The sequence below is a fragment of the Nonomuraea sp. NPDC050394 genome, from assembly GCF_044459065.1.
Classification (GTDB): domain Bacteria; phylum Actinomycetota; class Actinomycetes; order Streptosporangiales; family Streptosporangiaceae; genus Nonomuraea.
The window spans coordinates 143,916-167,834 of the sequence record NZ_JBITIO010000018.1; the positions used below are offsets into that span (position 1 = coordinate 143,916).

Here is a 23,919-nt window from a genome sequence, read left to right on the forward strand (position 1 = left end):
CGGGTAACGGGCCTGGCTCCCGGCCGGGGTGGGGGCTTGCACCCATACCGCCGGCGCCGCCCGCGTGGTTTCATCGATCGGGTGGGAAGGTCTTGGGGGGTTGACGTGGGCACCGGCTCACGTGTGCTGGCGTTCGCCGCGGCCCCCGTGCGTGGTCTGGCGCTCGCGGTGCCGGCGATGCTGGGGCCGCCGCTCCTGGTCGTTCTGTTCGTGACCGGGCACATGGGGCTGCCGTCTCCGGCCTTCTTCGTCGAGCACGCCCGCCGCCTGCCGGCGCTGGCCCGGTGGCTGGCGGGGCGATGGGGCGGCGTGGAGATCCCCGCGCCGTACCGTCCGGCTCCGGAGCCGCCCAAGCGCGACGCCGAGGGCTGGCATCGCGACGGCGATGATCTGTACCGTTCCGCGTTCGTCCCGGCCTATCTGGCGCGGTTGCGGTGGATCGCCGGCGATCCCGCGACCACGCGTGACCTGTGGTGGATGGCACTCAATCCGGTGATCGGCGGCCCGCTCGCGCTGCTGTCGCCGGGTCTGCTCGGTGGCGGGCTGGCCTTGGCGTGGCTGCAGCGCCCGGCCACCGGCGGCGCGGCCGCCCTGCTCGGCATCGCCGTGGGCCCGGCATCGCTGCGCTGGCACGCCCGCTGGAGCGGGGTGCTGCTCGCACCGGCCCGCGCGAACCCGGCAACGGTGCTCGCTCCGCGTGTCAGCGCCGGCCTGCGGGTGTGCGTGAGCGTGGGGCTGGCGTTCGTGGCGGCGGCCCTGGCGACGGTTCAGCTCCTGGCGATCCTCGTGACGCTGACGCGGCTGTGGCCCGACACCGTGCCGGCCGTTCGCCGGTTCGTGTCCTGGCGGCGGGCGCAGATGGGCGCGTGGACGGGTGCGCGGATCGCCGAGCCGTACCGTGGGGAACCTCCCGCGCCCGTGCCGGACCACAACGGGTCGTACCGGACGGCGTGGGGGGACTTCGGCACGGTGCACCGCACGCGGGAGTCGGCCGCGCGCGCACGGCGATGGCAGTGGACCGTACGCGATCCCGCCTCATGGCGCGATCTGGCCTGGCTGGCGCTGGAGCTCCCCGTCGCCGCCGTGCTGCTGGCCGGGCCGGCCGCGCTGATCGCCGGCGGTGCCGTGGTGTGCTGGCTGTGGGTGTGGATCAGCCTCCTGCTCCTGGCCGGCGCGCGGGTGCCGTGGTCGCCCGACGACCTGCTGCCCGCCTTGGTGCCGGCCCTGGCCGGGGTGCCCGCGCCGGTGGCCGCCGTGGCCGCCGCCGCGCTCGGCTTCGCCGTCGGCCCCGTGGTGTTGCGCGGGCACGCCGCGCTGAGCCGGTTGCTGCTCGGCCCCACCAAGGCGGCGGTGATGACCCGGCGGATCGGTGAACTGGCCACCAGCCGGACACGGCTCAGCGACGCGCAAGCCGCCGAACTACGCCGGATCGAGCGCGACCTGCACGACGGAGCGCAGACGCGATGGATCGCCGTGGGCATGACTCTGGCAGCGGCCGAGGATCTCATCACCCGCGACCCGCAGGCGGCCGGGGACCTGGTGGCCAAGGCCAAGGACCTGTCGGTGAGCGCGCTCGCGGAGCTTCGCGAGCTCATCCGCGGCATCCACCCGCCGGTGCTCGCCGACCGGGGGCTCGCGGACGCCGTACGCACGCTCGCGCTGGACGCACCGCTGGAGGCCGAGGTGCGGGTAGCGGTCGGCGGCCAGGCCGCCGCGCCGATCGAGACGGCGCTCTACTTCGGCGTCAGCGAACTGCTGGCCAACATCGCCAAGCACGCCCAGGCCAGGAAGGTCCTGGTGGACTTGCGGCACACCGACGGCGTGCTGAAAGCCACCGTCACCGACGACGGCAGGGGCGGCGCGACGGCGAGACCCGGGGGCGGCCTGCACGGCATCCGCCGCCGTCTTGAGGGGTTCGACGGCGTCCTCACGCTGGTCAGCCCGCCCGGCGGGCCCACCATAGCGACCTTGGAGATCCCATGCGCGTTGTCCTCGCCGAGGACGCCTTCCTCCTCCGGGAAGGGCTCGTCCACCTGCTGAAGGCCCACGACATCACCGTCGTGGCCGCAGTGGACACCGGTGAAGACCTGCTGAACGCACTCGCCGACCACGGGCCCGACCTCGCGATCGCCGACGTACGGCTGCCGCCCACCTTCACCGACGAAGGCGTACGGGCCGCTCTGGAGGCGCGCCGGCGCCACCCCGGATTCCCGGTGCTCGTGCTGTCGCAGTACGTCGAGCAGATCTACGCCAGGGAACTGCTGGCAGACGGCGCCGGCGGCGTCGGCTACCTCCTCAAGCACAGCGTCTTCGACACCGGCCACTTCGTCGACGCCCTGCGAAGGGTGGCCTGCGGCGGAACCGCGATGGATCCAGAGGTGATCGCCAAGCTGCTCGGCGGTACCTCTCCGCGGCACCCGGTGGCCCGGCTGACCCCGCGCGAGCGGGACGTACTCCAGCTCATGGCACAGGGACGCTCGAACGCGGCCATCGCGGGAGCGTTGTACGTCAGCGAGGGAACCGTCGGCAAGCACATCGCCGCCATCTTCGCCAAGCTGGACATCGAGGCCACCACCGACATCCATCGCCGCGTGCTGGCCGTGCTGGCGTACCTGAACCGGACATGACATCACGCACGCGATGCCGGCCTTCGCGGGCGGGAGGCGCATGTCGTGTCCAGGGGTCGTTGATACGTTGTCGGCAGGTGCGCCGGGGCGTCTGACCGGCGGCCGTGTCGCCGATCCTGAAAGGTCCCGTGGATGCGCGCTCGTGATCTGCTCGCCGACTTCCCCGTCGTCACGCTGGACACCCCGGTGATCGAGGCGGCCAGGTTGCTGGCCGATCAGGACCTGCCCGGGTTGATCGTGGTCGACGAGCAGGGGCTGCCGTCCAGCATCCTGCCCGGCACCCAGGTGCTGCGGCTGGCCGTACCGGGCTATTGCCAGGATGATCCCGCGCTCGCGCGGGTCATCGACGAGGCGCACGCCGACGAGTTCCTGAAGACGCTGGCCGGCCGCACGGTCCGCGCGGCGCTGCCGAAAGGGGAACGTGAGCTGCCGATAACCGACCCGGACGCCACCGTCCTGGAACTGGCGGCGCTGATGGCGCGCACGCACAGCCCGCTGGTGGCGGTCGTGGAGGACGGCCGGCTGCTCGGGGCGGTCACCCTGCAGGCGCTGCTGGACCGGGCACTCGCTTCATGACGGTGACCGCGTGGCTGGCGGTGGCCGTCTTCCTGGGGGCGTACGCGCTGATCGCCTCAGAGAAGGTGCACCGGGTCGCCGCGGCGCTCGGCGGGGCGGGGATCATGCTGTTGATTCACGCCGCCGACGCCGGGACGGCGTTCTTCGATGAGTCGACAGGAATCGACTGGAACGTCATCTTCCTGCTGCTCGGGATGATGATCATCGTCGGGGTGCTGAAGCAGACCGGGGTCTTCGAGTACCTGGCGATCTGGGCGGCCAAGCGGGCGAAGGGGCGCCCGTATCGGCTGATGGTGTTGCTGGTGGTGATCACCGCGACCGCCTCGGCGTTGCTGGACAACGTGACGACGGTGCTGCTGATCGCGCCGGTGACGTTCTTGGTGTGTGAACGGCTGACGCTCCCGGTGGCGCCGTTCCTTATCGCCGAGGCCATGGCGTCCAACATCGGCGGCGCCTCCACGCTCGTGGGCGATCCACCGAACATCATCATCGCCAGCCGGGCCGGGCTGTCGTTCAACGACTTCCTCGTCCACATGGCGCCGATGGTGATCGTGCTGATGGCCGTGTTCGTGGTGCTGTGCAGGTTCATGTTCCGCAGGCATTTCCGGTACGACCCCGAACGGGCCGCCGAGATCATGACGTTGAACGAGCGGGAGGCCATCAAGGACCGGCGGCTGCTGTGGCAGTCGCTGGTGGTGCTGGCCGTGGTGATGGCGGCGTTCGTGCTGCACCCGGTGCTGCACTACGAGCCGTCGGTGGTCGCGGTGCTCGGCGCCGGGATCCTGGTGGCGGCCACCAAGGTCACCACGGAGGAGGCCATCGCCGAGGTGGAGTGGCCGACCCTGGTGTTCTTCGCCGGGCTGTTCGTCATGGTCGGCGCGCTGGTGAACACCGGCGTGATCGGCCAGATCTCCACGGCGGCCACCGAGGCCACCCAAGGTCAGCTCGGCCTGACCACCATGGGCCTGCTGTGGGCCTCGGCCGGGCTGTCGGCGATCGTGGACAACATCCCCTATGTGGCCACGATGAGCCCGATCGTGGCGGAACTCGTGGCGGCCAACGGCGGTAACGACTCGGCTCAGGTGCTCTGGTGGGCGCTGGCCTTCGGCGCCGATCTCGGCGGCAACGCCACCGCGGTCGGAGCGGCGGCCAACGTGGTCGTCCTGGGCATCGCGGCCCGCAACGGCACGCCGATCAGTTTCTGGCAGTTCACGAAATACGGGCTGGTGGTCACGGTGGTGACGATCGCTCTGTGCGTGCCGTATCTATGGCTGCGTTACCTCTGAGCGATCTCGGCATCTTGCAGAGCAGGGACGGCGTCGGCGAGGCGTATGGATGCCGTCAGGGTCGCGTAGGGACACTGGCCGCGGGCGTGCTGATACGGTATGGCCCGGTGCGCCGGGAAGTCTGGTCGGCAACGTCACATACGTGCGAAACGCGGAGGCGTGCTGATGGGCACCTTGTTGACGGCGTTCGCCGTCGTCTTACTGGCCGCGGTGCTGCTGTCCAGCCTGGCCCATCGCACGATCTTGTCGACGGCCGCGTTGTTCCTGGTGGCCGGGTTCGTGCTCGGCGACGGGGTGCTGGGCGTGGTCTCGTTGCGGGCGGGTGAGCCGCTGGTCGGCACGCTGGCCGAGCTGGCGTTGTTCGCGGTGCTGTTCAGCGATGGCATGCGGGTCGGGTGGAAGGACCTGCGCGGCGCGTGGCGGCTGCCCGGCCGGGCGCTCGGCTGGGGGCTACCGCTCACCTTGATCATCACCGCGCTGCTGGCCCACTATCTGGTCGGCCTGGGCTGGATCGAGTCGCTGCTGATCGGCGCGATCCTGGCGCCGACCGACCCGGTGTTCGCGGCCGCGCTGGTCGGCAACGAGAAGGTGCCACCCCGGCTGCGGCAGCTGCTCAACGTCGAATCCGGCGTGAACGACGGACTGGCGCTGCCGTTCGTCATGCTCTTCCTGGCCGTCGCGGCCGGATCGTCGGACCTGCGCCTGGACGCGCTCGGCGCGGAGCTCGGGATCGGCGTGGTGATCGGCGTGGCGGTGCCGTGGCTGGCCATCAAGCTGGAGCAGACGCGCTGGTTCTCGGCCTCCACGCAGTACGAGCCGCTCAACGCGCTCGCGATCGGGCTGCTGGTGCTGGCGTTGGGCAAGGCCACACACGGCAACCTGTTCCTGGCCGCCTTCGCCGCCGGGATCACGGTGGCGACGTTCGGCGAGCGTCAGCGCGAGTCGTTCGAGCATTTCGGCGAGCTGATCGCCGAGCTGTTCAAGCTGGCCGCGCTGCTGGTCTTCGGCGCGCTCATCACCCCCGCGCTGCTCGGGGCCGTCGGCTGGCAGGGCTGGATCTTCGCCGTCCTGGCACTGGTCGCGGCGCGGCCGGTGGCGATCTGGGTGTCGTTCCTCGGCTCCGGGCTGACGATGCGTGAGCAGGCGGCGGTCGCCTGGTTCGGCCCGAAGGGTTTCGCCTCGGTGGTCTACGGCCTGATCGTGCTCGCCTCCGGCATCGCCGCCTCCCAGGAGGTGTTCCAGCTGGTGGCGGTCACCATCGTGCTGTCGATCCTGGTGCACTCCTCCACCGACATCGTCGTCGCCCGCGGCTTCGACGACGAACGCGACGTGCCCGCCTGGTTCGGCATCGTCCGCCGAATCCGGGAACGCAAGGACGGAGCGGCCCCGTCGTGACCCGATGACACCATCCCGCTTCTGACCGCGGATGGGTCACCCAGGACCTGCCAAGGAATTCCGCCAAACGCTGCCGCGGGCGGAGGTTTCGGTCGATAGTGAAGTCATGATGGATGTTGCCCCCCGGCCTTCGGCCGGCCGAGCAACCATCGGATCCGGTATGGAGCAGTTCCACCACCCCCGCCCCGTGCGCATGGGACGTCGGCCGACCGCCCAGCGGGAGTGGCTGATGGCGGGTCTCACCGGACGGGTGCTGGAGCTCGGGGCGGGAGACGGCGTCAAACTCACCTGCTATCCGCCTGACCTCGATGAGATCATCGTGGTCGAGCCGGATGGATTCCTGCGCTCCACGGCTCAGCAGGTGGCTGACACCCTCCCCACGCCGATCCGCATCGTCGAGGGCGCTCCTGCCCGGATCCCGCTGCCGGACGGCTCATGTGATGCCGTGATCTGCTCGCTGACGCTCTGCTGCGCCCCCTTGCGGGCGACACTCGCCGACGTGCGCCGGGTCCTTCGGCCCGGGGGAGCGCTGCGCTTCTACGAGCATGTCCGTTCGGCCCGCCGGCCGCTCGCCCTGATCGAGACGCTCATCACCCCCTTGTGGTCGCGCGCCTGTGGCGGCTGTCATCCCGCGCGCGACCCGGTCGCGGCCATTCGCGCGGCGGGGTTCGCCGTCGACAGGCTCGACCGTTTCACCTTCAGCCGGTTCAGCCACGTGGTCGGCATCGCCCGTCCGGGCTGACCCTGGACGATTCGGCGGTACTTCGTCTGGCGCGCCGGATCCGGCGCTGTTAACGTCAAAGGTGGAGCGCCGGGAAGCCTGGTCGGCACGTCGTATCGGACCGGCTTCAGGGAGGCGCCCATGCCGGGCAGCCCCGCCGTGCTCATCAGCGGCCTCACCAAGACCTTCGGCACCCTCCGCGCCCTGGACGGCCTCGACCTGTCCGTGGCCGAAGGCGAAGTACACGGTTTCCTCGGCCCCAACGGCGCGGGAAAGACCACCGCGCTGCGCATCCTGCTCGGCCTGCTGCGCGCCGACTCCGGCCATGCCGAACTGCTCGGCGGCCACCCCTGGCACGACGCCGTCGAACTGCACAGGCGGCTGGCGTACGTGCCCGGCGACGTCGTGCTGTGGCCGAACCTGTCCGGGGGCGAGGCCATCGACCTGCTCGGACGGCTGCGCGGTGGGCTCGACCGCGGGCGCAAGCAGTACCTGCTGGAGCGTTTCGACCTCGACCCCACCAAGAAGGGCCGCGCCTACTCCAAGGGCAACCGGCAGAAGGTCGCCCTCGTCGCCGCGCTCGCCTCGAACGTCGACCTGCTGCTCCTGGACGAGCCGACCGCGGGACTCGACCCCCTGATGGAGGCCACCTTCCGCGAGTGCGTCGCCGAGGAACGCGGCAACGGCCGCACGGTCCTGCTGTCCAGCCACATCCTGTCCGAGGTCGAAGCCCTCTGCGACCGGGTGAGCATCATCCGCGCCGGCCGCGTCGTGGAAAGCGGCACCCTCGCCCAGCTGCGTCACCTGACGCGAACCACCGTCACCGCCGATCTCGACCGCGTCCCCGGGAATCTGCCCGGCGCGCACAACCTGGCCGTCGACGGCTCGAAGATCACCTTCGAGATCGAGCCCGGCCGGCTGCGCGAGGTGCTGCCGCTGCTCACCGACGCGGGCGTGCGCGACCTGGCCTGCCACCCGGCCACCCTGGAGGAGCTGTTCCTGCGCCACTACCAGGCCACGCCATGACCGGCACTCTCGCTCTGGTACGGCTGGCGCTGCGCCGTGACCGCCTCCTGCTCGCCGTGTGGATCCTGCTCATCGTCGTCGCGGTCGCGGGCACCGCCTCCGCGATCGGCGAGCTGTATCCCGGCATGCGGCAGCGGGTCGCCCTGGGCGTGACCATCGGCTCCACACCGGCCCTGCAGGCGATCACCGGCCCGGTCTTCGACTCGGCCTCGGTCGGCGGGCTGACCGCCTGGCGTGCCACCACGATCACCGCCGTCCTGACCGCGCTGATGAACCTGCTGCTCATCACCCGGCACACCCGCGCGGAAGAGGAGAGCGGCCGGGCCGAGCTCCTCGGCGCCTGCGCCGTCGGCCGGCATGCCCTCATGTCCTCCGCCCTCCTCGTGGCGGCAGGAGCGAACCTGCTCATCGGCCTGCTGATCACGGCCGCGCTGGCCGGACAGGGCCTGCCCGGCACGGGCGCCCTCGCCTTCGGGCTCGCCATCGCCTGCACCGGATGGCTGTTCGCCGCCGTGGCCGCGCTCACCGCGCAACTGACCGAGCACGCCCGCACGGCCAACGGCCTCGCGCTCGCCATGCTCGGCCTGGCGTTCCTGCTGCGCGCGGGTGGCGACGCCGCGCAGATCGACGCGCTGTCGTGGGCCTCTCCGCTCGGCTGGGCGCAGCGGGTACGGGCCTTCGCCGGCGAGCGCTGGTGGGTCCTCGCCCTGTCCGCCCTGGCCGCGCTCGTGCTGGTCGCTCTGGCCGCGGCGCTGGCCCGGCGCAGAGACTTGGGCGCCGGGGTGCTGCCGCCCCGGCGCGGGCCCGCCGACGCCCCGCCGTACCTGGGCAGCCCGCTGGGCCTGGCCTGGCGGCTGCACCGGGGCGGCCTGCTCGCCTGGGCCGCCGGCTTCGCCGTCATGGGGACGCTGTTCGGCACGCTGGCCGACAGCGCCGGGCAGATCCTGCGCGGCAACCCGCGGCTCGCCGCCATCCTGGACCAACTGGGCGGCGCAGGGGCGCTGACCGACACCTTCCTGGCCACCGTGCTGGGCGTGATGGGCCTGGTCGCGGGCGGCTTCGCCGTCCAGGCGGTGCTGCGGCTCCAGACCGAGGAGAGCGCGCTGCGCGCCGAATCCGTGCTCGCCGCAGCCGTCTCGCGCACCGGCTGGACACTCGCTCACCTGGCGATGGCCCTCGGCGGCGCCGCGGTGATCCTCACCGCGGGAGGATTCGCCGTCGGGCTGGCCCACGGCCTGCGTACCGGTGAGGCGGGCCCGCAGGCACTCCGGCTGGCAGGGGCGGCATGGGTGCAGCTGCCCGCGGTCTGGGTGGCGGCCGCACTGGCGATGCTGCTGTACGGCGTGCTTCCCCGGCTCACCGCATTGGCCTGGGCGGCGCTGACCGGCTTCGCCCTGCTCGGGCAGCTTGGCGAGGTCCTCCAACTGCCCGGGTCGCTGCGGAACCTGTCGCCTTATGCCCACCTGCCCCAGGCCCCGGGCGGCGAGGTGACGGCGCGCCCGCTCCTCTGGCTCGCCACCGTCGCCGTAGCCTGCGCGGGGGCCGGTGTTCTCACCTTCCGCCGGCGTGACCTGACCGGCAACTGAGGGATCCGCGTGAAAGCCCGAGGAGGGTTAGGGATGAATCTGATCCGTCTACAGGAGATCGACGCTCAGATGATCGATCTCGTGGGAGGGAAGGCCGCCGGGCTCGGGGAGATGATCAAGGCTGGTGAGCGTGTCCCGGACGGCTTCTGCCTCACGGTCGAGTCCTACAAGTCCCGGCACCTGCCCGAGGCCGAGCTGCTCGCCGCCTATGAGCGGCTCGGCGGCGGCCGCGTGGCCGTTCGTTCCAGCGCCACCGCCGAAGACCTGCCGGACGCCAGTTTCGCCGGTCAGCAGGACACTTACCTGAATGTCGAGGGCGCCGGGCCGCTGCTCGACGCCGTCCGGCGGTGCTGGGATTCCCTGCACAACGAGCGTGCCGTCGCCTATCGCGCGGCGGCGGGCATCGGCGAGGCCGCCATGGCCGTGGTGGTCCAGCGGATGATCGATCCGGCGGTCGCCGGTGTGCTGTTCACGGCCAATCCGATCACGGGCTGCCGCACGGAGATGGTCGTCGACGCCGCGCCCGGCCTGGGCACCGCCATCGTCGACGGGACCGTCGTGCCCGACCACCACGTGCTCGGGCATGAGGCGCCGGCCCCCCGGACCGCCACCGGGTGCCTTGCCACTGACCAGCTGGAACGACTGCGGGAGGCGGGGCGGCGGCTGCAGAAGCACTTCGGCTCACCGCAGGACGTCGAGTGGGCGATCGACGGTGACGGCACGCTGTGGCTGCTGCAGTCCCGGCCGGTCACCACCTTGTTCCCGGCCCCGCCCGATACGCGTGACACGCGGCTCTACCTCGAGTTCGGTCACATCCAGGGCATGCTCAGGCCGACGACGCCGATGGGGGTGTCGATGCTCAAGACCGGCGCGGGCCTGTGGTTCAAGGGCGCCGGCGCCGCTGTCGACCCGCGCGATCCGCTGCCCCGGATGGTTCCCATCGGCGGGCGGCTGTACTTCGACCTCACCGACTTCGTGCGCAACAAGGCCATGCGCGGCCGGCTCGGCACCTCACTGGAGGTGTACGGTCCCCGGGTCCAGGGCGCCGTCCTGCGCATGCTGGACGACCCCCGGTTCGCGCCGCGGCGCGGCCTGCCGTTCCGTCCGCGCAGCGCCCTGAAGATGACGGTACGGCTGGCGCCCGGCGCGATCACCGGCATCCTCCGCAGCCTGGCCCGGCCGGACGCCGCACGGACCCGTGCCTACCGCGGCGTCCAGGAGATCAGACGACTGACACGGCCGCCGGCCGAACCCGCCACCAGCGCGCAGCGGCTGCGCTGGGTGATCGAGGACTCTCACCGGGCCGTCATGACGCCCGACATGATGGGCATCGTGGGGCCTTTGATGGCCGGCATCCTGGCGGGGATCGCCCCGGCCGGGCTGCTCAAAGGCGTCGCCTCGCCAAGCGAGCTGGACACCGTCCTGGGCGGCATGCCGTACAACGTGACCACCGAGATGGACCTGACCCTGTGGAACCTCTCGGTGCGTGCGCGCGCGCACCGAGAGCTGTTCCTCACCACCCCGCCGGAAGAACTGGCCGCGCGTTACCGTGCGGGAGACCTGCCGGACATCGGGATGTCCGGCTTCCTGCAGAAGTACGGCATGCGCGCCGCCGCCGAGATCGACATCGGCATGCCCCGCTGGGAGGAAGAACCGGTCCCGTTGTTCGCCACGATCGCCAACTACCTGCGCGTCGACGATCCCGACCAGGCACCCGACCGGCGCTTCGAGCAGGCGGCGCGCAAGGCGGAAGCGATGCTGGAGACGCTGTCGCGGCGCGCACGGCGCGGCAGGCCGGTGCGCGGACGGCTGGCGACGTTCTTCATGCGCCGCTCGCGCAAGCTCACCGGGCTGCGGGAGATCGGCAAGTTCGCCTGGCTTCCCGCCCTCCAGGTGGCACGCCGCCAGCTGTTGCTGATCGGGGACGACTTGGTCGCTCGCGGGCTGCTGGAGCGTGCCGGCGACATCATGTTCCTCGACCTGTCCGAGGCCGGCGCCGCCGTACACGATGGAGCCGACCAGCGTGGCCTGACCGCGAGCCGCCGCGCCGAGTACACCCGGGAACTGCGGCGGCACGCCGTCCCCGGTGCCTTGCTGTCGGACGGGACCGACGTGGAGACGCTCGTTCCGCACGGGCCCGTGGAAGCCGGCCTTCTGACCGGCATGGCCGGTGCCGCGGGCAGGGCCACCGGAAGGGCACGGGTGATTCGCGACCCGGCGGGCGCGCACATCGAACCCGGCGAGATCCTTGTGGCGCCCACCACCGACCCCGGCTGGACTCCGCTGTTCATGACCACGGCCGGTCTGGTCACCGAGACCGGATCCCCGGTGGCGCACGGCCCCACCGTCGCCCGGGAGTACGGCATCCCCGCGGTCATCTGCGTCCGCAACGCCACCCACGAGATCAGGACGGGGCAACTGATCACGATCGACGGGAGCGCGGGCACGGTGAAGGTGGAGGAGGGCTGAGAGGCGCGTCATCCGTCGTGGAGGAGGTCAGGAGGAGAGCGGTGCCTCCATGATTCGGTCCCGGAGCCTGCGCAAGAGCAGCATCGCCGCGTCATCAGGTAGCGGACCGCCCGCATGCTCCAGCAAGTCCTCCCGCAGGGTGTCCAGCGCATGCTGAGCATCCGCCTCACTCAGCAGCGAAGCCCGTTCCACGAGCGGGTAGAAGGCGCCGGTCCGGTCGCGGGTCTCGATGACGCCGTCGGTGTAGAGGAGGATCCGATCCCCCTGCCGGAACGGGATCCGATACGGCTTCGCATGGCCGGGCGCCAGCGCGGCGAGGCCAAGGGGCAGCCCTTCCTCCGGGGGGTCCATCAGGCGGACACCGCCCTCACGGGTGAGCAGGAGCGGCGCGGGATGACCGCAGTTGAGCACGACGAGCTCGCCGTCACGCAGCTCGGCCAGGATCGCTGTCACGAACGCCTCGTCGCCAAGGCGCCGGGCGAGGGACGCCTCGAGACGCTCGCTCACCCCGAGCAGGTCGTCTTCGTCGTAGGCCGCCTCGCGGAAGGCGCCGAGCACCCAGGCGGCGGTCTCGACGGCCCCCAGGCCTTTGCCCTGCACGTCGCCGATGAGCAGCCGGACTCCGTTCGGCGTGGTGACGACTTCGTAGAGATCGCCGCCGATCTGGGCCTCGGCCGCGGCGGAGGTATAGGAGAGCGCTATCTGCAGATCCGCCGCCCGGCGCGGCACGGGCCGCAGCAGAACCCGCTGCGCCGCCTCGGCGACCAGCCGGACGTTGGCCAGTTCCCGCTCGCGACGCAGCCGGAGCCCGCTGGCCAGCATGCTCGCGCCGGTGACGCTGATGATGGTGACGAGGGTGAGGTTGTTCTGCCACCGGAACAGCGAGCCGTTGTAGTACGCCAGCGGCAGGCAGATGGCCAGAGCGATCGCTCCCACCACCGCGGTCCTCCGGACGCTTCCCGACACGCAGGCGAACGTGGGCCCGAGGGTGAGCAAGGGGAGAAAGCCAAGGCTCCGCCCAGCGAGAAGATCAACAGAGGCGACCGCCGCCATGGCCACGAACGGCAGGCCGCGAAGGACCGTCTGCGACCTCATACGGTGACTCCGCGGCATCGCGCTCCTCGCTGTCAATGATCAGGCGTCCTCGAACTCCGGCGTCGCGTCATCGGTCGAGGCCGGCCTCGGCCCTTCCGTGTCGCCGACGACAAGCATGATCGTTGACCCGTGGATGCCGGCAAGGTTCGCCCGCGTCCTGCCGGGAAGGCCCCCGAGCGCCACTGGCGCGGGCGCGCTGCCTTCGACCTCATGGGGCCTGGCCACCATGGACGCGAGCGTGGGCGGCATCGAGGACCTCCGGGGGTGGGCATGACCGTGCCATGCCGACCAGACTTCCCGGCTCACCCTTTTCCCGAGATTAACAGATTGTTGTTCGATGCAAGGATCACGTTCGCCCGCGGCAGTCCCGTGCGGGCGGATCCCCGGGTCGCGGAGCGCGCTCACACGGCCGGGTCGCCACCATCGTGCTCGGCGAGGTAGCGCTCGCGCCAGCCGTCGATGAGCGGGATCAGTTCGGCTGCCATGTAGGTGTAGAAGTCCCGCATCTCGTGAAGCCGCCGGCCGGCGACGCTGTCTTCACCCGCCGCGTCGATGCCTTCCCGGGCGGCCTCGCTCATGGTGGCCACGATGGCGTTCTGCTGGGACATCAGCCTTGCCCACGCGCCCTGGCGGAAACGGTAGTGATCGCGGCGGCTGCCCGGCGCCGGAACACGTTCGATCAGGCCGACCGGAAGCAACTGCTTGACCGCGGTGGAGACCGCCCCGGAGCTGATCGACAACTGGTCACACAGGTCCGCCGCGGTCATCGTCTCCTGCTGCGTGTAGAGCAGCGCGGTCATGACCCGGGCGGTCGAGCGCTGCATGCCGCCCTGCGACAGGGTGAGCGCGAGCCTTTCGGCCGCCTCTCGCAGCCGTTCCTTCGCATCCATCCGCCAATGCTACTAGGTGCTCTGAATCTTTACAGATCTCTGAAAGTCGCTCGTCCCGGCCGGTCACACACGAACTTGCGACTGCTCATCGCGGCCGGGCCTGCGGGTTTTCCCACCGGTCGGCCACGGCCTGGTCGTGCTCGACGTTCACGGGGATGGCCGAGCTCTGGCGATCGACGGGTCTGCACAGCATTGAAAGTATCGAGTCTTCAGAGATTCATGAAACTTTGCTAGATTGATGGGCATCGGACCTCAGCGAGGTCGCGATGGTGTGCCGGGAAGCCTGGTCGGCGAGGTGTGATCCAACCCACGTCGATGAGGAGCTGTCCCGATGACCCTGCTCAGCCGCATTTTCGGCGTTCGCCCCGCGCTGCGGCACCGGGTGCGCGTGCGGCGCGACGTCGAGATCCCGGCCGCCGACGGTGTGCGGCTGCTGGCGACGCACTACTACCCGGCCGGTCAGCGGCGGCCGCCGCTGGTGTTGCTGCGCAGCCCGTACGGCCGGGGCAACGCCCTGGATCGGCTCCCGGCGCTGCTGGCCGAGCGGGGCTACCAGGTGTTGTATCAGAGCCTGCGCGGCACGGCCGGATCCCGGGGGCGCTTCGACGGGTTCGTCATCGATCCTGCCGACGGCGATGGCACGCTGAGCTGGCTGCGCGCCCAGCCGTGGTTCGGCGACGAGCTGGCCACGTGGGGCGCCAGCTACCTCGGCTTCGCGCAGTGGGAGCTGGCCGCCCGGGACATCCCGGAATGGAAGATCGCGTTGATCCAGGACGCGCCGTCTTCGTTCGCCGAAGGGTTCATGTATCCGGGGGGAGCGTTCGCGACCGGGAGCGCGCTCGGCTGGGTGCAACTGGTGGATCGGATGTTCTCCAGCGGCACCGGCATGGCCCGTCAGGTGCTCGGCATGGTCGGCGCCGAGCGGCGGCTGTCGCGCGCCACGCTGGCCCTCCCGCTGCAGGAGGCCGACAGGGCGCTGACCGGGCACACCGTGACGTGGTACCGGGACTGGGTCCGATACGGCCCCGCCGACCCCTACTGGGCGAGCACCGACCACCGTGCCAACGTCGGGCGGATGCCGCCTATGGTGCACCTGCAGGGTGGCTGGTACGACTTCTTCCTGCCGGGCATGCTGGCCGACCATGCCGCTCTGGTCGCGGCCGGGCGGCAGGTGCGGCTGCTGGTCGGCCCCTGGAGCCACGGGCGTGGTCTCTACACCCGCCAAGGGATGGCCGACGCGCTCACGATGCTGGACGCCGCGCTGCTCGGGCGTCCGGCACCCACCGGTGTGCGGCTGTTCGTCACCGGCGCGGGCCGCTGGATCGACGTGCCCGCCTGGCCGCCCGCCCACGAACCGGCCCCCTGGTTCCTGCACGCGGGCGGCGGGCTGAGCCGTACCCCGCAAGAAGGCGACGCGGAGCCCAGCCGCTACCGCTACGATCCCGCGGACCCGACCCCGACCATCGGCGGGACGCAGGTGGGCCTGTCAGCCGGGGCGAAGGACAACCGCGCCATCGAGGCCAGAGCCGACGTGCTCACCTTCACCACCACGCCCCTGACCGGCGACGTCGAGGCCGTCGGGCCGGTCCGCGTCCAGCTGCACGCCCGCTCGACCAACCCGCACGCCGACTACTACGCCAGGCTGTGCGACGTGGACGCCCGCGGCCGATCGGTCAACGTCTGCGACGGCGTCGTCCGGCTCCACGAGCCCGGCGACGTGCGCGCCGTCGAGATCGCCCTGTGGCCGATGGCCCACCGCTTCCGGCGCGGCCACCGCATCCGGCTGCAGGTCTCCGGCGGCGCCCACCCCCGCTTCGGCCGCAACCCCGGAACCGGTGAGCCACTCGCGACCGGTACGAGCCTGCGCCCCTCCCAGCACGAGATCTTCCACGACCATCGGCACCCGTCAGCCCTCTGGCTGCCCCTCACTTCAGGAGCATCGTGAAGCTGCTTGTTCTCGGCGGCACCCACCACGTCGGCCGCGCCGTTGTGGAAACGGCGCTGCGGCGCGGCGATGAGGTGACCACGCTGAATCGCGGCCTCAGCCGCGACCCCGCCCCCGGGGTACGGGCGCTGATCGCCGACCGCTCCGACCCCGAGGCCGTCCGCCGGGCGCTGGACGGAGGGGAGTGGGACGCGGTCGTCGACACCTGGGCCTGGGCGCCGCGGGTGGTGCGCGACAGCGCCCGCCTGCTGTCCGGCCGGGCCGGCCACTACGGCTACGTCTCCAGCCGTGGCGTGCACCGCTGGCCCTGGCCCGCGGGCGCCGACGAGCAGGCGCCCCTGGACGGCGGCGACCCCGCCGGCGAGGACGAGGCCGGCTACGCCGCGGCCAAGCGCGGCGGCGAACTCGCCGTCCTGGAATCCTTCGATGGGCGCGCGTTGCTGGCCAGAGCCGGGATGATCCTCGGCCCGTACGAGGACGTCGGCCGCATCCCCTGGTGGCTGCGCCGCCTGGAGAAGGGCGGCCGGGTCCTCGCCCCCGCCCCGGCTGAGACGCTCCTGCAGTATGTCGACGTGCGGGACCTGGCCACCTGGATGCTCCAGTCGGCCGAACGCGGCCTGAGCGGCGCCTTCACCACGACCGGCCCGCCCGGCGCGATCACCCTCGGCGACCTGCTCACCACGATGCTGGAAGTCACCGGCTTCGACACCGAACTGGTGTGGGCACCCCCGGAGCTGCTCCTGCGTCACGGCCTGCCGCTCGGCATGGAGCTCGGGCTCCGCCTGCCGGACGGCAGCGCGCCGAGCGGCATGCACGACGCCGACGTCAGCGCCGTCCTGGCCGAAGGCCTCACCACCCGCCCGCTGCGCGACACCCTCGCCGACACCTGGGCCTGGCTGCAGGCCGAAGGCGACCCGGCGCCCCGCGCCGACGCGCCTTCCCCCGACACCTGGCTGGACGCCGCCGCCGAACAGCGGCTGCTCGACCAGCTCTCCCACTAAAGAAGAAGGCACCACCTGTCATGCGCGCCATCATCATCGGAGCCGGCATCGCCGGCCTGGCCACCGCCCTGCGCCTGCACCAGATCGGCTGGGACACCCTCATCGTCGAACGTGCGCCCAAGCGGCGCGGCGGCGGCTACGCGGTCACCTTCGGCGGCATCGGCTACGACGCCGCCGAACACATGGGCATCGTGGAAGACCTGCTCGCCAAGGGCTTCGACACCGACGAACTCGTCTACCACAAGCCGAACGGCGAGCGCCGCTTCTCCCTCGACCGCGCCACCATCGCCGCCACCACCGGCCCGCGCTCGATCACCATCCTGCGCGGCGACCTCGAAAGCGTCCTGTACGAGCGCGTCCACGAGCACACCGAGATCCGCTTCGGCACCACCCTGACCGCCATCGACCAGGACGAGCACTCCGTACGCGTGACCTTGACCGACGGCAGCGCCGAGGAAGGCGACCTGCTGATCGGCGCCGACGGCCTGCACTCGGCCACCCGCGCCCTGACCTTCGGCCCCGAATCCGGCTTCCTGCTCGACCTGGACCACAAGGTCGCCGTCTACATGCTCGACCGGCGCCCCGCCACCATCGCCCCCGGCGCCACCGGCACCCTGTCCTCGCGTGGCCGCACCGCCGCGGTCATCAGCATCCCCGACGGCCGCAACGTCGCCTTCTTCGGCTACCGCACCGACCACGCCCGCCCCGGCGAGGACGTGGCCACCGAACTGCGGCGCGTCTACGGCGACCTCGGCTGGATCATCCCCGAAGCCCTGGACGGCCTGGCGCGAGCCGACTCGGTCTACTTCGACACCATCAGCCAGGTCGTCGCCCCCTCCTGGAGCAAAGGCCGCGTCGTCCTGCTCGGTGACGCCGCCTGGTGCGTCACCCTGTTCGCCGGATACGGCTCCTCCCTGGCCGTCGGCGGCGCCGACCGCCTCGGCACCGAACTGGCCGCCCATCCCGGCGACCTCCCCGCCGCGCTCGCCGCGTGGGAAGCCGCCATCCGGCCGGAAGCCGAACGCAAGCAGAAACTCGGCCGCCGCGTCAAAGGCGTCTACGCCCCCACCAGCCCGCTGCTGCTGTGGCTGACCCAGCTACCTCTGCGCCTGGCCGCGCTGCCCCCGGTCCGCCGCTACATGATCCGCCGCTTCATCAAGGGATGACCTGACGGACGGCCTTTGTGCGGGCGGCAGCCCGTCGGCGGGCCACCTGCGCGGAGCGATGGCGAACGCTTCCTGTACCGCGTCCTCGGCCAGATCGATGTCGCCGCGCCGATGGTCAGGAGCCCACCGTCCCGGCGATGATCAGGCGGCCCTGGGTGGTCTGCACGACGACCGGCAGGCCGTCGGGGACCACACCGCGCAGCCGCGTGAGCAGGTCGGCGACGGGCGGCAGGTCGCCGGGCGTGCGTACGGCGATGCGGAAGGTGTTCGACTGCAGTTGCACGTCCGTGACGGTGGCGTCCTTGTCGCCGGCCAGCCACGCGCTCGCGGTCTGCTTCACCTGGCTCTCCCACCGGGAGAAGACGTAGTTCGCCACGGTGCTGCCGATCAGCACGGCGGTGACGACCACGCCGAGGCCGCCCAGCACCAGGACCGCGCGCCTGCGCGAGAGGCTGGGCGCGGGCGGCGTGGTGTACCCGAGCGCGGCGAAGACGAACGTCCCCGCCATCACCAGCGACAGCATGTTGGACAGGAACAACACCAGCGCCCCGAGCGCGAGCCAGGGCGCGCCTCGTCCCAGGCACACGCCGACCACGACGAGCGGCGGCACCAGCGAGATCGCGATGGCCACGCCCGGCAACACCGCCGCGACATCGCGGCGGGCCAGTGCGACGGCTCCGGCCAGGCCGGTGGCGATCGCCGCGACCAGATCGGCGATCCCCGGCGAGGTACGGCCGGCGATCTGGCTGTTGGCCGGCAGATCGAAGGTGCCGGGCATGGCCAGCGACGCCAGCAGCCCGATCGCGACGACGGCGCACACCCCGCCCAGCACGAACCAGGCGGCCCCGGTCCTGGACCGCTTCACCAGCCCCAGGGCCAGGCCCATGATGGGCGTGGACAGTGGCGCGATGATCATCGCGCCGATCACGGTGGCGGTCGAGTCGGAGATCACCCCGGCCGCGGCGATGACCGAGGACAGCACGAGCATCGTCCAGAAGGCCGAGTAGCGAGAGGGACGATCTCCTTCCCGCAGGTCGAGGTCGGCGGTGAGCTCTTCCAGCGTGCGCCGCTGCGCCGCGGGGACCAGCCGCTCCCTCAGCCGTTTCATGGGGCGACGACGTCGAGGCTCTGGCCGGCGTCGCCGAGGAGTCCCGGCAACGTGGCCGGCGTCCGGCGGTCGCCGTCCAGGCTCCCCGTCACCACAAGCCCGGGCGGCTGCGGCTTGGTCGGCGCCCCGCCCATGGACTCCACGTGCTCCGACAGCTCCGAGGGCACGAAGGAGACGTTGGACAGATCGAACCCGCGCACCCGGTAGACGCCCTCGGACAGCTCCCGGACCTGCGTGTCCTTCGCGGACCCGGCGCATCCCCGGCCGGCGTTGACGAAATCGGTCCGGTCATCGAACGAGGCGGTCACGGCGGCTCCTGTGAGGTGGTTCGTACTCCCTCCTATCCGGATTCGCACCAGGCCAGCGTCATGTCAGAGGCAAAAACGTGACCGCCGCTCCCACCGGCCGTGCTCTCTTGAGGGTGCGGTGAAGGCCGAGGTGGCGGGGCGCCTTGGGTCACTCAGGCGGTGAAGAATCGCGTGATGGACCTGGAGGCCGTGGACCGCCGGTGCCTCCTGACCCTCGTGCCGGGGAATGCTCGGCCATGACGCGGCGCATGTCGGAGATGGCGCGCATGGTCCCGCGGACCGTTCCGGTGACCTTGGAGCGTCCCGCGCGCGGCAGGTAGTCCACCTCGACCTCGGCGATGCGCCACCCTGTCGCGGCGGCGCGCAGCACCATCTCCAGCGGATAGCCGAAGCGCCGGTCGGTGAGGCCGAGCTCCAGGAGCGCCACGCGCCGCGCGGCCCGCATGGGCCCGAGGTCGTGGAGGTCGGCTCCGGTACGGCGGCGCAGCCTCCGGGCGAGCACGACGTTGCCCAGCCGCGCATGCCACGGCCACGCGCCCGACGCCACCGGACGACGGGCGCCCAGCACGAGGTCGGCCTTGCCTTCGGCGACGGGCGAGGTGACCGCGGGCAGCCGGCGAGGGTCGAGGGAGGCGTCGGCGTCCATGAAGCACACCAGGTCGGCCCGCGCGGCCAGCAGACCGGCGTGGCAGGCGGCGCCGAATCCTCGCCGGGGTTCTGAGACGACGTCGGCGCCGAGGGCGTGGGCGATCTCGGCGGTGCGGTCGGTGGAGGCGTTGTCGACCACGATGGGGTGGTAGCCGTCCGGCATGCGCTCCAGGACCCAGGGCAGGGCCGCCTCCTCGTTGAGGCAGGGCAGGATCACGTCGACGCTCATGACCAGGCGAACTCCTTCATCCCGGCCGCGAACTCGACCTCGGCGCGGAAGCCCAGCTCCGCCGCCGCCTTGGCGGGGGAGGCGAGGATGTGCCGCACGTCGCCGAGCCGGTAACCGCCGGTCACCCGAGGCCGGGGCCCGCCGCGTGCTTCGGCCAGCGCGCGGGCCATCTGACCGATGGTGTGCGGGGCGCCGCTGGCGATGTTGTAGGCGGCCGGCGTGCCCGGGGGCGGGGGAGTGCGCAGGGCGGCGAGGTTCGCGCGGGCCACGTCGCGGACGTGGACGAAGTCGCGCAGCTGGCCGCCGTCCTCGAACACCCGCGGAGCCCGGCCGGCCTCCAGTTCGGAGCGGAAGATCGCGGCCACTCCCGCGTACGGGGTGTCGCGGGGCATGCGGGGCCCGTAGACGTTGTGGTAGCGCAGGGCGACGGCGGTCCCGCCGGTCTCTCTGGCCCAGTTGGCGGCCAGGTGTTCCTGGGCGAGCTTGCTGGTGGCGTAGGCGTTGCGGGGGTCGGGCGGCGCGTCCTCGCCGATCACCTCATGTCGCAGCGCGGCGCCGCAGCGCGGGCACAGGGGGTCGAAGCGGCCCTGTTCCAGATCGGGGACCGAGCGCGGGCCGGGCCGCACCGAACCGTGCTCGGCGCAGCGGTACGCGCCCTCACCGTAGACGACCATCGAGGAGGCCAGGACCAGCCGGCGGACCGTGTGCCTGGCCATCGCGGCCAGCAGGACGGCGGTGCCGTACACGTTGACCGAGGCGTAGTCCGGCAGGTCGGAGACGTCCACGCCGAGGCCGACCTTGGCCGCCTGATGCACCACGGCCTCGACGCCGGGCAGCAGCCGGTCGAGGGCGGCGGCGTCGCGCACGTCGGCGCCTTCCACGACGTCGAGGCGGGCGACCTCGTGCCCGGCGGCCTCCAGCGCTTCGACGACATGCCCGCCTATGAACCCGGCCGAGCCGGTGACCAGCACTTTCACATGATCGACGTTATCCCGGGCCGTCGCTGTGATGCCAGGACGTTCGCGCTTCGTAAGAGTTATTACGGCCTGCTGACGACGAGTGTCCGTGCGATAACACAGCGCAGTGGCGGTGTCAGACTGCAGATGTGAAGGCCGGGGCGGTGCTCGTACTCCTGGCCGCCGCGCTGGTGGCGACGGTGGCCGGTCCGCCCCGCCTGGGCTGGTACCTGACCGCCTGGGTGCTGTTCGCCGCCGCGTTGTGGCTCGGCAGAAGGCTGCCGGAGCGCCGGATGCGCGTGCTCGTCGTGGGCGGCGGGATCGTCCTGGCCGCGACCGGTCTGAGCGCGCCACCGAGCAGCAGCAGCGACTTCTACCGTTACGTCTGGGACGGGCGGGTGCAGGCGGCGGGCATCTCGCCCTATGACCATCCGCCGGCCGGCCCGGCGCTGGCGCCGCTGCGTGACGCGTGGCTGTTCCCCGCCGCGTGCGAGGCTCCCGGCCGGTACCGGCTGCCGGGCGGGGGGTGCACGCGCATCAACCGGCCCACGGTTGCGACCATCTACCCGCCGGTCGCCCAGGGGTACTTCCTGCTCGTCCACGTGCTGTCGCCGGACGGCGTGCGGCACAAGGCGCTGCAGACCGGCGGCCTGCTGATGGCGGTGGCCGTCCTGCTGGTACTCGCCCGGCGCGACGTCCGGGCCGCGGCCTGCTGGGCGTGGTGCCCCGCCGTGCCCATCGAGGCGGTCAACAACGCGCACGTGGACATGCTCGCGGTCCTTCTGGTGGTGCTGGCGCTGTCCACGAGCCGGGCGCGCGGGGCGCTGCTCGGTGCGGCGGTGGCCGCCAAGCTGCTGCCGGTGACGGTGTTTCCTGGCGCCTTGGCCGGAGGCCGGCGCGCCATCGCGGTCCTGGTGCCGGCCATGGTCGTGGTGGGGCTGACGTACCTGCCCTACCTGCTGGTCTCCGGCGGCTCCGTCGCCGGGTACCTGCCCGGCTACATCCAGGAGGAACGCTACGACGCCGCCGGTGGCGGCGGCCGGTATCTGCTGCTGCGCCTGGTGCTGCCCGACGGCTGGGCGCCGTACGCCGCGATCGTCCTGCTCGCCCTGGCGGCCCTGTTCATTCTCCGGTACGGCGACGCCGACCGGCCCTGGGACGGCGCACTGCTGGTCACCGGCTCGTTCTTCCTGCTGTTCACCCCCGGCTACTCCTGGTACGCGCTGCTCGTGGTCGCGCTGGCCGCCATGTCGGGCCGGTGGGAGTGGCTGGGCCTCGCCCTGGCGGGCGCCGTCGCCTACGTGGCTCCCGCGGGCGCCTTGGCCGGCTACGGCGTGGCCGCCCTGGCGGTCCTGACCGCTCGCCGTACCCGCGATCTGGAGGCGGTGCGATGATCCCGCGTTTCACCAGCAAGCTGCGCTCGGAACAGGTGGCCGCCAAGCTCGGCCTGTGGCTGGGCGTCAGCTTCACCGTCGCCTTCGCCACCGGCCTGTTCAGCCACTTCCTGCAACATCCACCCGCCTGGAGCAAGCCCGATGCCTAGCCCCGCGCAGATCCTGGTCATCGCCAAGGAGCCCGTGCCCGGCCGGGTCAAGACCAGGCTGACGCCGCCCTTCACCCCCGGCCAAGCCGCCGCGCTGGCCGAAGCAGCGCTGGCCGACACCCTGCACACGGTCGCCGCCACCCCGGCCACGCAACGCCTGCTGGCGCTCGACGGGTTGCCCGGCGCCTGGCTGCCCGCCGGATACGTGATCATCCCGCAACGCGGCGACGGCCTCGACGAACGGCTGGCCGCCGCCTTCACCGACGCCCACCGGCTGCGCCCCGACCCCGTCGTCCTCATCGGCATGGACACCCCGCAGATCACCGCCGGACTGCTGACCGAGGCCACCCGGGCGCTGCACCAGTGCGACGCCGTGTACGGACCCGCCGCCGACGGCGGCTTCTGGCTCCTCGGCCTGCGCGCACCGGATCCCGGACTGCTGCTCGGCGTTCCCATGTCCCATCCGGAGACCGGCAAGCACCAGCTCGACCGGCTACGGCGTGCGGGGCTGGCCGTACACCATCTCCCCGAACTCACCGACGTCGACACCGCCACCGACGCCGCCCGCGTCGCCGCCCGGGCGCCGCACACACGCTTCGCCGCCGTGCTGCGGGAGCTCAGCCGATGATCGGACAGCTGTACGCCGAGGCGCTCACCGGGACACCGGCGCAGATCGAGCACCTTGACGGCGCGGTGCGCCCCTTGGACAGCGCTCCGTGGTTCCACCTCGACGACGCCGACGAGGCCCTGCTCGGCCACTGTGCCGGCCCCACCCTGGACGTCGGCTCCGGCCCCGGACGCCTGACCGCTGCCCTGACCCGGCGCGGCGTCTACACGCTCGGCATCGACATCACCCCGGACGCCGTGGCCCTGACCCGCGAGGCGGGCGGACGAGCCCTGCTGCGCGACGTCTTCGATCACCTGCCCGGCGCCGGCCGCTGGTCCACGGCGCTCCTGGCCGACGGCAACATCGGCATCGGCGGCCACCCGGAGAACCTGCTGCGCCGCATCCGCCAGCTCGTCCGCCCGGGCGGCGCCGTACTCGCCGACGTCGCGCCACCCCGGACCGCCAGCCGCGTCGACCTGATACGGCTGCGCCGCGGCGAGCGCACCGGCGCATGGTTCACCTGGGCCACCGTCTCGGCCACCGACATCGCCCGCGTCGCCCACGCCGCGGGCTTCCCCTCCACCCGCTGCCTGCCGATCGGCGACCGCTGGCTTGCCCGCCTCACCTGAGCGGGCGATCCGGGCCGGCTCTCGGGCACGCGGGAGTTTCGTCAACGACAGCGCACGGGCAGGTCTCCGCCGCCGGCGCACTGACGTCAGGGCGAGCTGACGCGCGGG

23 protein-coding genes are annotated in these 23,919 nt (G+C 72.0%); 16 read left to right on the top strand and 7 right to left on the bottom strand.

Annotation, left to right across the window (positions count from 1 at the left end; genetic code table 11):
- Positions 1-81 precede the first annotated feature (81 nt).
- The 9 genes from ACIBKY_RS46305 to ACIBKY_RS46345 all read left to right on the top strand — a co-directional run bounded on the left by ACIBKY_RS46305 (position 82) and on the right by ACIBKY_RS46345 (position 11,686).
- On the top strand, positions 82-2,040 hold the full coding sequence (locus ACIBKY_RS46305) for a sensor histidine kinase (RefSeq protein ID WP_397107538.1): 1,959 nt from the start codon (positions 82-84) through the stop codon (positions 2,038-2,040).
- Complete coding sequence (locus ACIBKY_RS46310; protein WP_397107540.1) at positions 1,980-2,627, top strand: LuxR C-terminal-related transcriptional regulator; 648 nt, start codon at positions 1,980-1,982, stop codon at positions 2,625-2,627. The genes ACIBKY_RS46305 and ACIBKY_RS46310 overlap by 61 nt, the downstream gene beginning before the upstream one ends.
- Before the next feature lie 132 nt (positions 2,628-2,759).
- Positions 2,760-3,203, top strand: coding sequence for a CBS domain-containing protein (locus ACIBKY_RS46315; protein ID WP_397107542.1), 444 nt, complete (start codon positions 2,760-2,762; stop codon positions 3,201-3,203).
- Positions 3,200-4,489 (top strand): ArsB/NhaD family transporter, encoded by a 1,290-nt coding sequence (locus tag ACIBKY_RS46320; RefSeq protein WP_397107544.1) that lies wholly within the window; start codon positions 3,200-3,202, stop codon positions 4,487-4,489. The genes ACIBKY_RS46315 and ACIBKY_RS46320 overlap by 4 nt, the downstream gene beginning before the upstream one ends.
- 165 nt (positions 4,490-4,654) lie before the next feature.
- Positions 4,655-5,884: a cation:proton antiporter gene (locus ACIBKY_RS46325; RefSeq protein ID WP_397107546.1), complete on the top strand. Its 1,230-nt coding sequence runs from the start codon at positions 4,655-4,657 to the stop codon at positions 5,882-5,884.
- Positions 5,885-6,077: 193 nt separating this feature from the next.
- Positions 6,078-6,626 carry a class I SAM-dependent methyltransferase gene (locus ACIBKY_RS46330; RefSeq protein WP_397107663.1) on the top strand — a complete coding sequence of 183 codons (549 nt, stop codon included), beginning with the start codon at positions 6,078-6,080 and terminating at the stop codon, positions 6,624-6,626.
- A gap of 120 nt (positions 6,627-6,746) precedes the next feature.
- Complete coding sequence (locus tag ACIBKY_RS46335) at positions 6,747-7,631, top strand: ABC transporter ATP-binding protein (protein WP_397107548.1); 885 nt, start codon at positions 6,747-6,749, stop codon at positions 7,629-7,631.
- Positions 7,628-9,217: an ABC transporter permease gene (locus ACIBKY_RS46340; RefSeq protein WP_397107550.1), complete on the top strand. Its 1,590-nt coding sequence runs from the start codon at positions 7,628-7,630 to the stop codon at positions 9,215-9,217. The genes ACIBKY_RS46335 and ACIBKY_RS46340 overlap by 4 nt, the downstream gene beginning before the upstream one ends.
- 33 nt (positions 9,218-9,250) lie before the next feature.
- Positions 9,251-11,686 carry a PEP/pyruvate-binding domain-containing protein gene (locus tag ACIBKY_RS46345; RefSeq protein ID WP_397107551.1) on the top strand — a complete coding sequence of 812 codons (2,436 nt, stop codon included), beginning with the start codon at positions 9,251-9,253 and terminating at the stop codon, positions 11,684-11,686.
- A gap of 27 nt (positions 11,687-11,713) precedes the next feature.
- On the opposite strand, the gene ACIBKY_RS46350 is transcribed toward ACIBKY_RS46345, so the two are convergent.
- From ACIBKY_RS46350 to ACIBKY_RS46360, 3 genes are all read right to left on the bottom strand, one after another.
- On the bottom strand, positions 11,714-12,622 hold the full coding sequence (locus ACIBKY_RS46350) for a PP2C family protein-serine/threonine phosphatase (RefSeq protein ID WP_397107553.1): 909 nt from the start codon (positions 12,620-12,622) through the stop codon (positions 11,714-11,716).
- Between the two features lie 198 nt (positions 12,623-12,820).
- On the bottom strand, positions 12,821-13,030 hold the full coding sequence (locus tag ACIBKY_RS46355) for a hypothetical protein (RefSeq protein WP_397107555.1): 210 nt from the start codon (positions 13,028-13,030) through the stop codon (positions 12,821-12,823).
- A 152-nt stretch (positions 13,031-13,182) separates the two neighbouring features.
- Complete coding sequence (locus ACIBKY_RS46360) at positions 13,183-13,671, bottom strand: GbsR/MarR family transcriptional regulator (protein WP_397107556.1); 489 nt, start codon at positions 13,669-13,671, stop codon at positions 13,183-13,185.
- A 331-nt stretch (positions 13,672-14,002) separates the two neighbouring features.
- Between ACIBKY_RS46360 and ACIBKY_RS46365 the strand changes: the two genes are divergently transcribed.
- Genes ACIBKY_RS46365 through ACIBKY_RS46375 form a run of 3 tightly spaced genes read left to right on the top strand, consistent with a single transcriptional unit; the run spans position 14,003 to position 17,783 of the window.
- Positions 14,003-15,616: a CocE/NonD family hydrolase gene (locus ACIBKY_RS46365; RefSeq protein ID WP_397107558.1), complete on the top strand. Its 1,614-nt coding sequence runs from the start codon at positions 14,003-14,005 to the stop codon at positions 15,614-15,616.
- Positions 15,613-16,617 carry a reductase gene (locus tag ACIBKY_RS46370; RefSeq protein ID WP_397107560.1) on the top strand — a complete coding sequence of 335 codons (1,005 nt, stop codon included), beginning with the start codon at positions 15,613-15,615 and terminating at the stop codon, positions 16,615-16,617. The genes ACIBKY_RS46365 and ACIBKY_RS46370 overlap by 4 nt, the downstream gene beginning before the upstream one ends.
- 20 nt (positions 16,618-16,637) lie before the next feature.
- Complete coding sequence (locus ACIBKY_RS46375) at positions 16,638-17,783, top strand: FAD-dependent monooxygenase (protein WP_397107561.1); 1,146 nt, start codon at positions 16,638-16,640, stop codon at positions 17,781-17,783.
- A gap of 115 nt (positions 17,784-17,898) precedes the next feature.
- Here the strand turns inward: ACIBKY_RS46375 and ACIBKY_RS46380 are convergent, their stop codons facing one another.
- The 4 genes from ACIBKY_RS46380 to ACIBKY_RS46395 form a co-directional block, all read right to left on the bottom strand.
- Positions 17,899-18,891: a DUF389 domain-containing protein gene (locus ACIBKY_RS46380; protein WP_397107563.1), complete on the bottom strand. Its 993-nt coding sequence runs from the start codon at positions 18,889-18,891 to the stop codon at positions 17,899-17,901.
- The gene (locus tag ACIBKY_RS46385) at positions 18,888-19,199 is read right to left on the bottom strand and encodes a hypothetical protein (RefSeq protein WP_397107565.1); all 312 of its coding nucleotides are present in this window, start codon (positions 19,197-19,199) and stop codon (positions 18,888-18,890) included. Before ACIBKY_RS46385 ends, ACIBKY_RS46380 begins: the two co-directional genes overlap by 4 nt.
- Before the next feature lie 148 nt (positions 19,200-19,347).
- Positions 19,348-20,076 carry a glycosyltransferase family 2 protein gene (locus ACIBKY_RS46390; RefSeq protein ID WP_397107566.1) on the bottom strand — a complete coding sequence of 243 codons (729 nt, stop codon included), beginning with the start codon at positions 20,074-20,076 and terminating at the stop codon, positions 19,348-19,350.
- Positions 20,073-21,053, bottom strand: a complete 981-nt coding sequence (locus tag ACIBKY_RS46395; RefSeq protein WP_397107568.1) for an NAD-dependent epimerase/dehydratase family protein — start codon at positions 21,051-21,053, stop codon at positions 20,073-20,075. Before ACIBKY_RS46395 ends, ACIBKY_RS46390 begins: the two co-directional genes overlap by 4 nt.
- A gap of 128 nt (positions 21,054-21,181) precedes the next feature.
- Between ACIBKY_RS46395 and ACIBKY_RS46400 the strand changes: the two genes are divergently transcribed.
- The 4 genes from ACIBKY_RS46400 to ACIBKY_RS46415 are packed head-to-tail and all read left to right on the top strand — an operon-like array spanning position 21,182 to position 23,811.
- Positions 21,182-22,426: a glycosyltransferase 87 family protein gene (locus tag ACIBKY_RS46400; RefSeq protein WP_397107569.1), complete on the top strand. Its 1,245-nt coding sequence runs from the start codon at positions 21,182-21,184 to the stop codon at positions 22,424-22,426.
- Positions 22,423-22,575 (top strand): hypothetical protein, encoded by a 153-nt coding sequence (locus tag ACIBKY_RS46405; protein ID WP_397107571.1) that lies wholly within the window; start codon positions 22,423-22,425, stop codon positions 22,573-22,575. The genes ACIBKY_RS46400 and ACIBKY_RS46405 overlap by 4 nt, the downstream gene beginning before the upstream one ends.
- Positions 22,568-23,203 (top strand): TIGR04282 family arsenosugar biosynthesis glycosyltransferase, encoded by a 636-nt coding sequence (locus ACIBKY_RS46410; RefSeq protein WP_397107573.1) that lies wholly within the window; start codon positions 22,568-22,570, stop codon positions 23,201-23,203. Before ACIBKY_RS46405 ends, ACIBKY_RS46410 begins: the two co-directional genes overlap by 8 nt.
- Positions 23,200-23,811 (top strand): class I SAM-dependent methyltransferase, encoded by a 612-nt coding sequence (locus ACIBKY_RS46415; RefSeq protein WP_397107574.1) that lies wholly within the window; start codon positions 23,200-23,202, stop codon positions 23,809-23,811. The genes ACIBKY_RS46410 and ACIBKY_RS46415 overlap by 4 nt, the downstream gene beginning before the upstream one ends.
- Positions 23,812-23,919 lie beyond the last annotated feature (108 nt).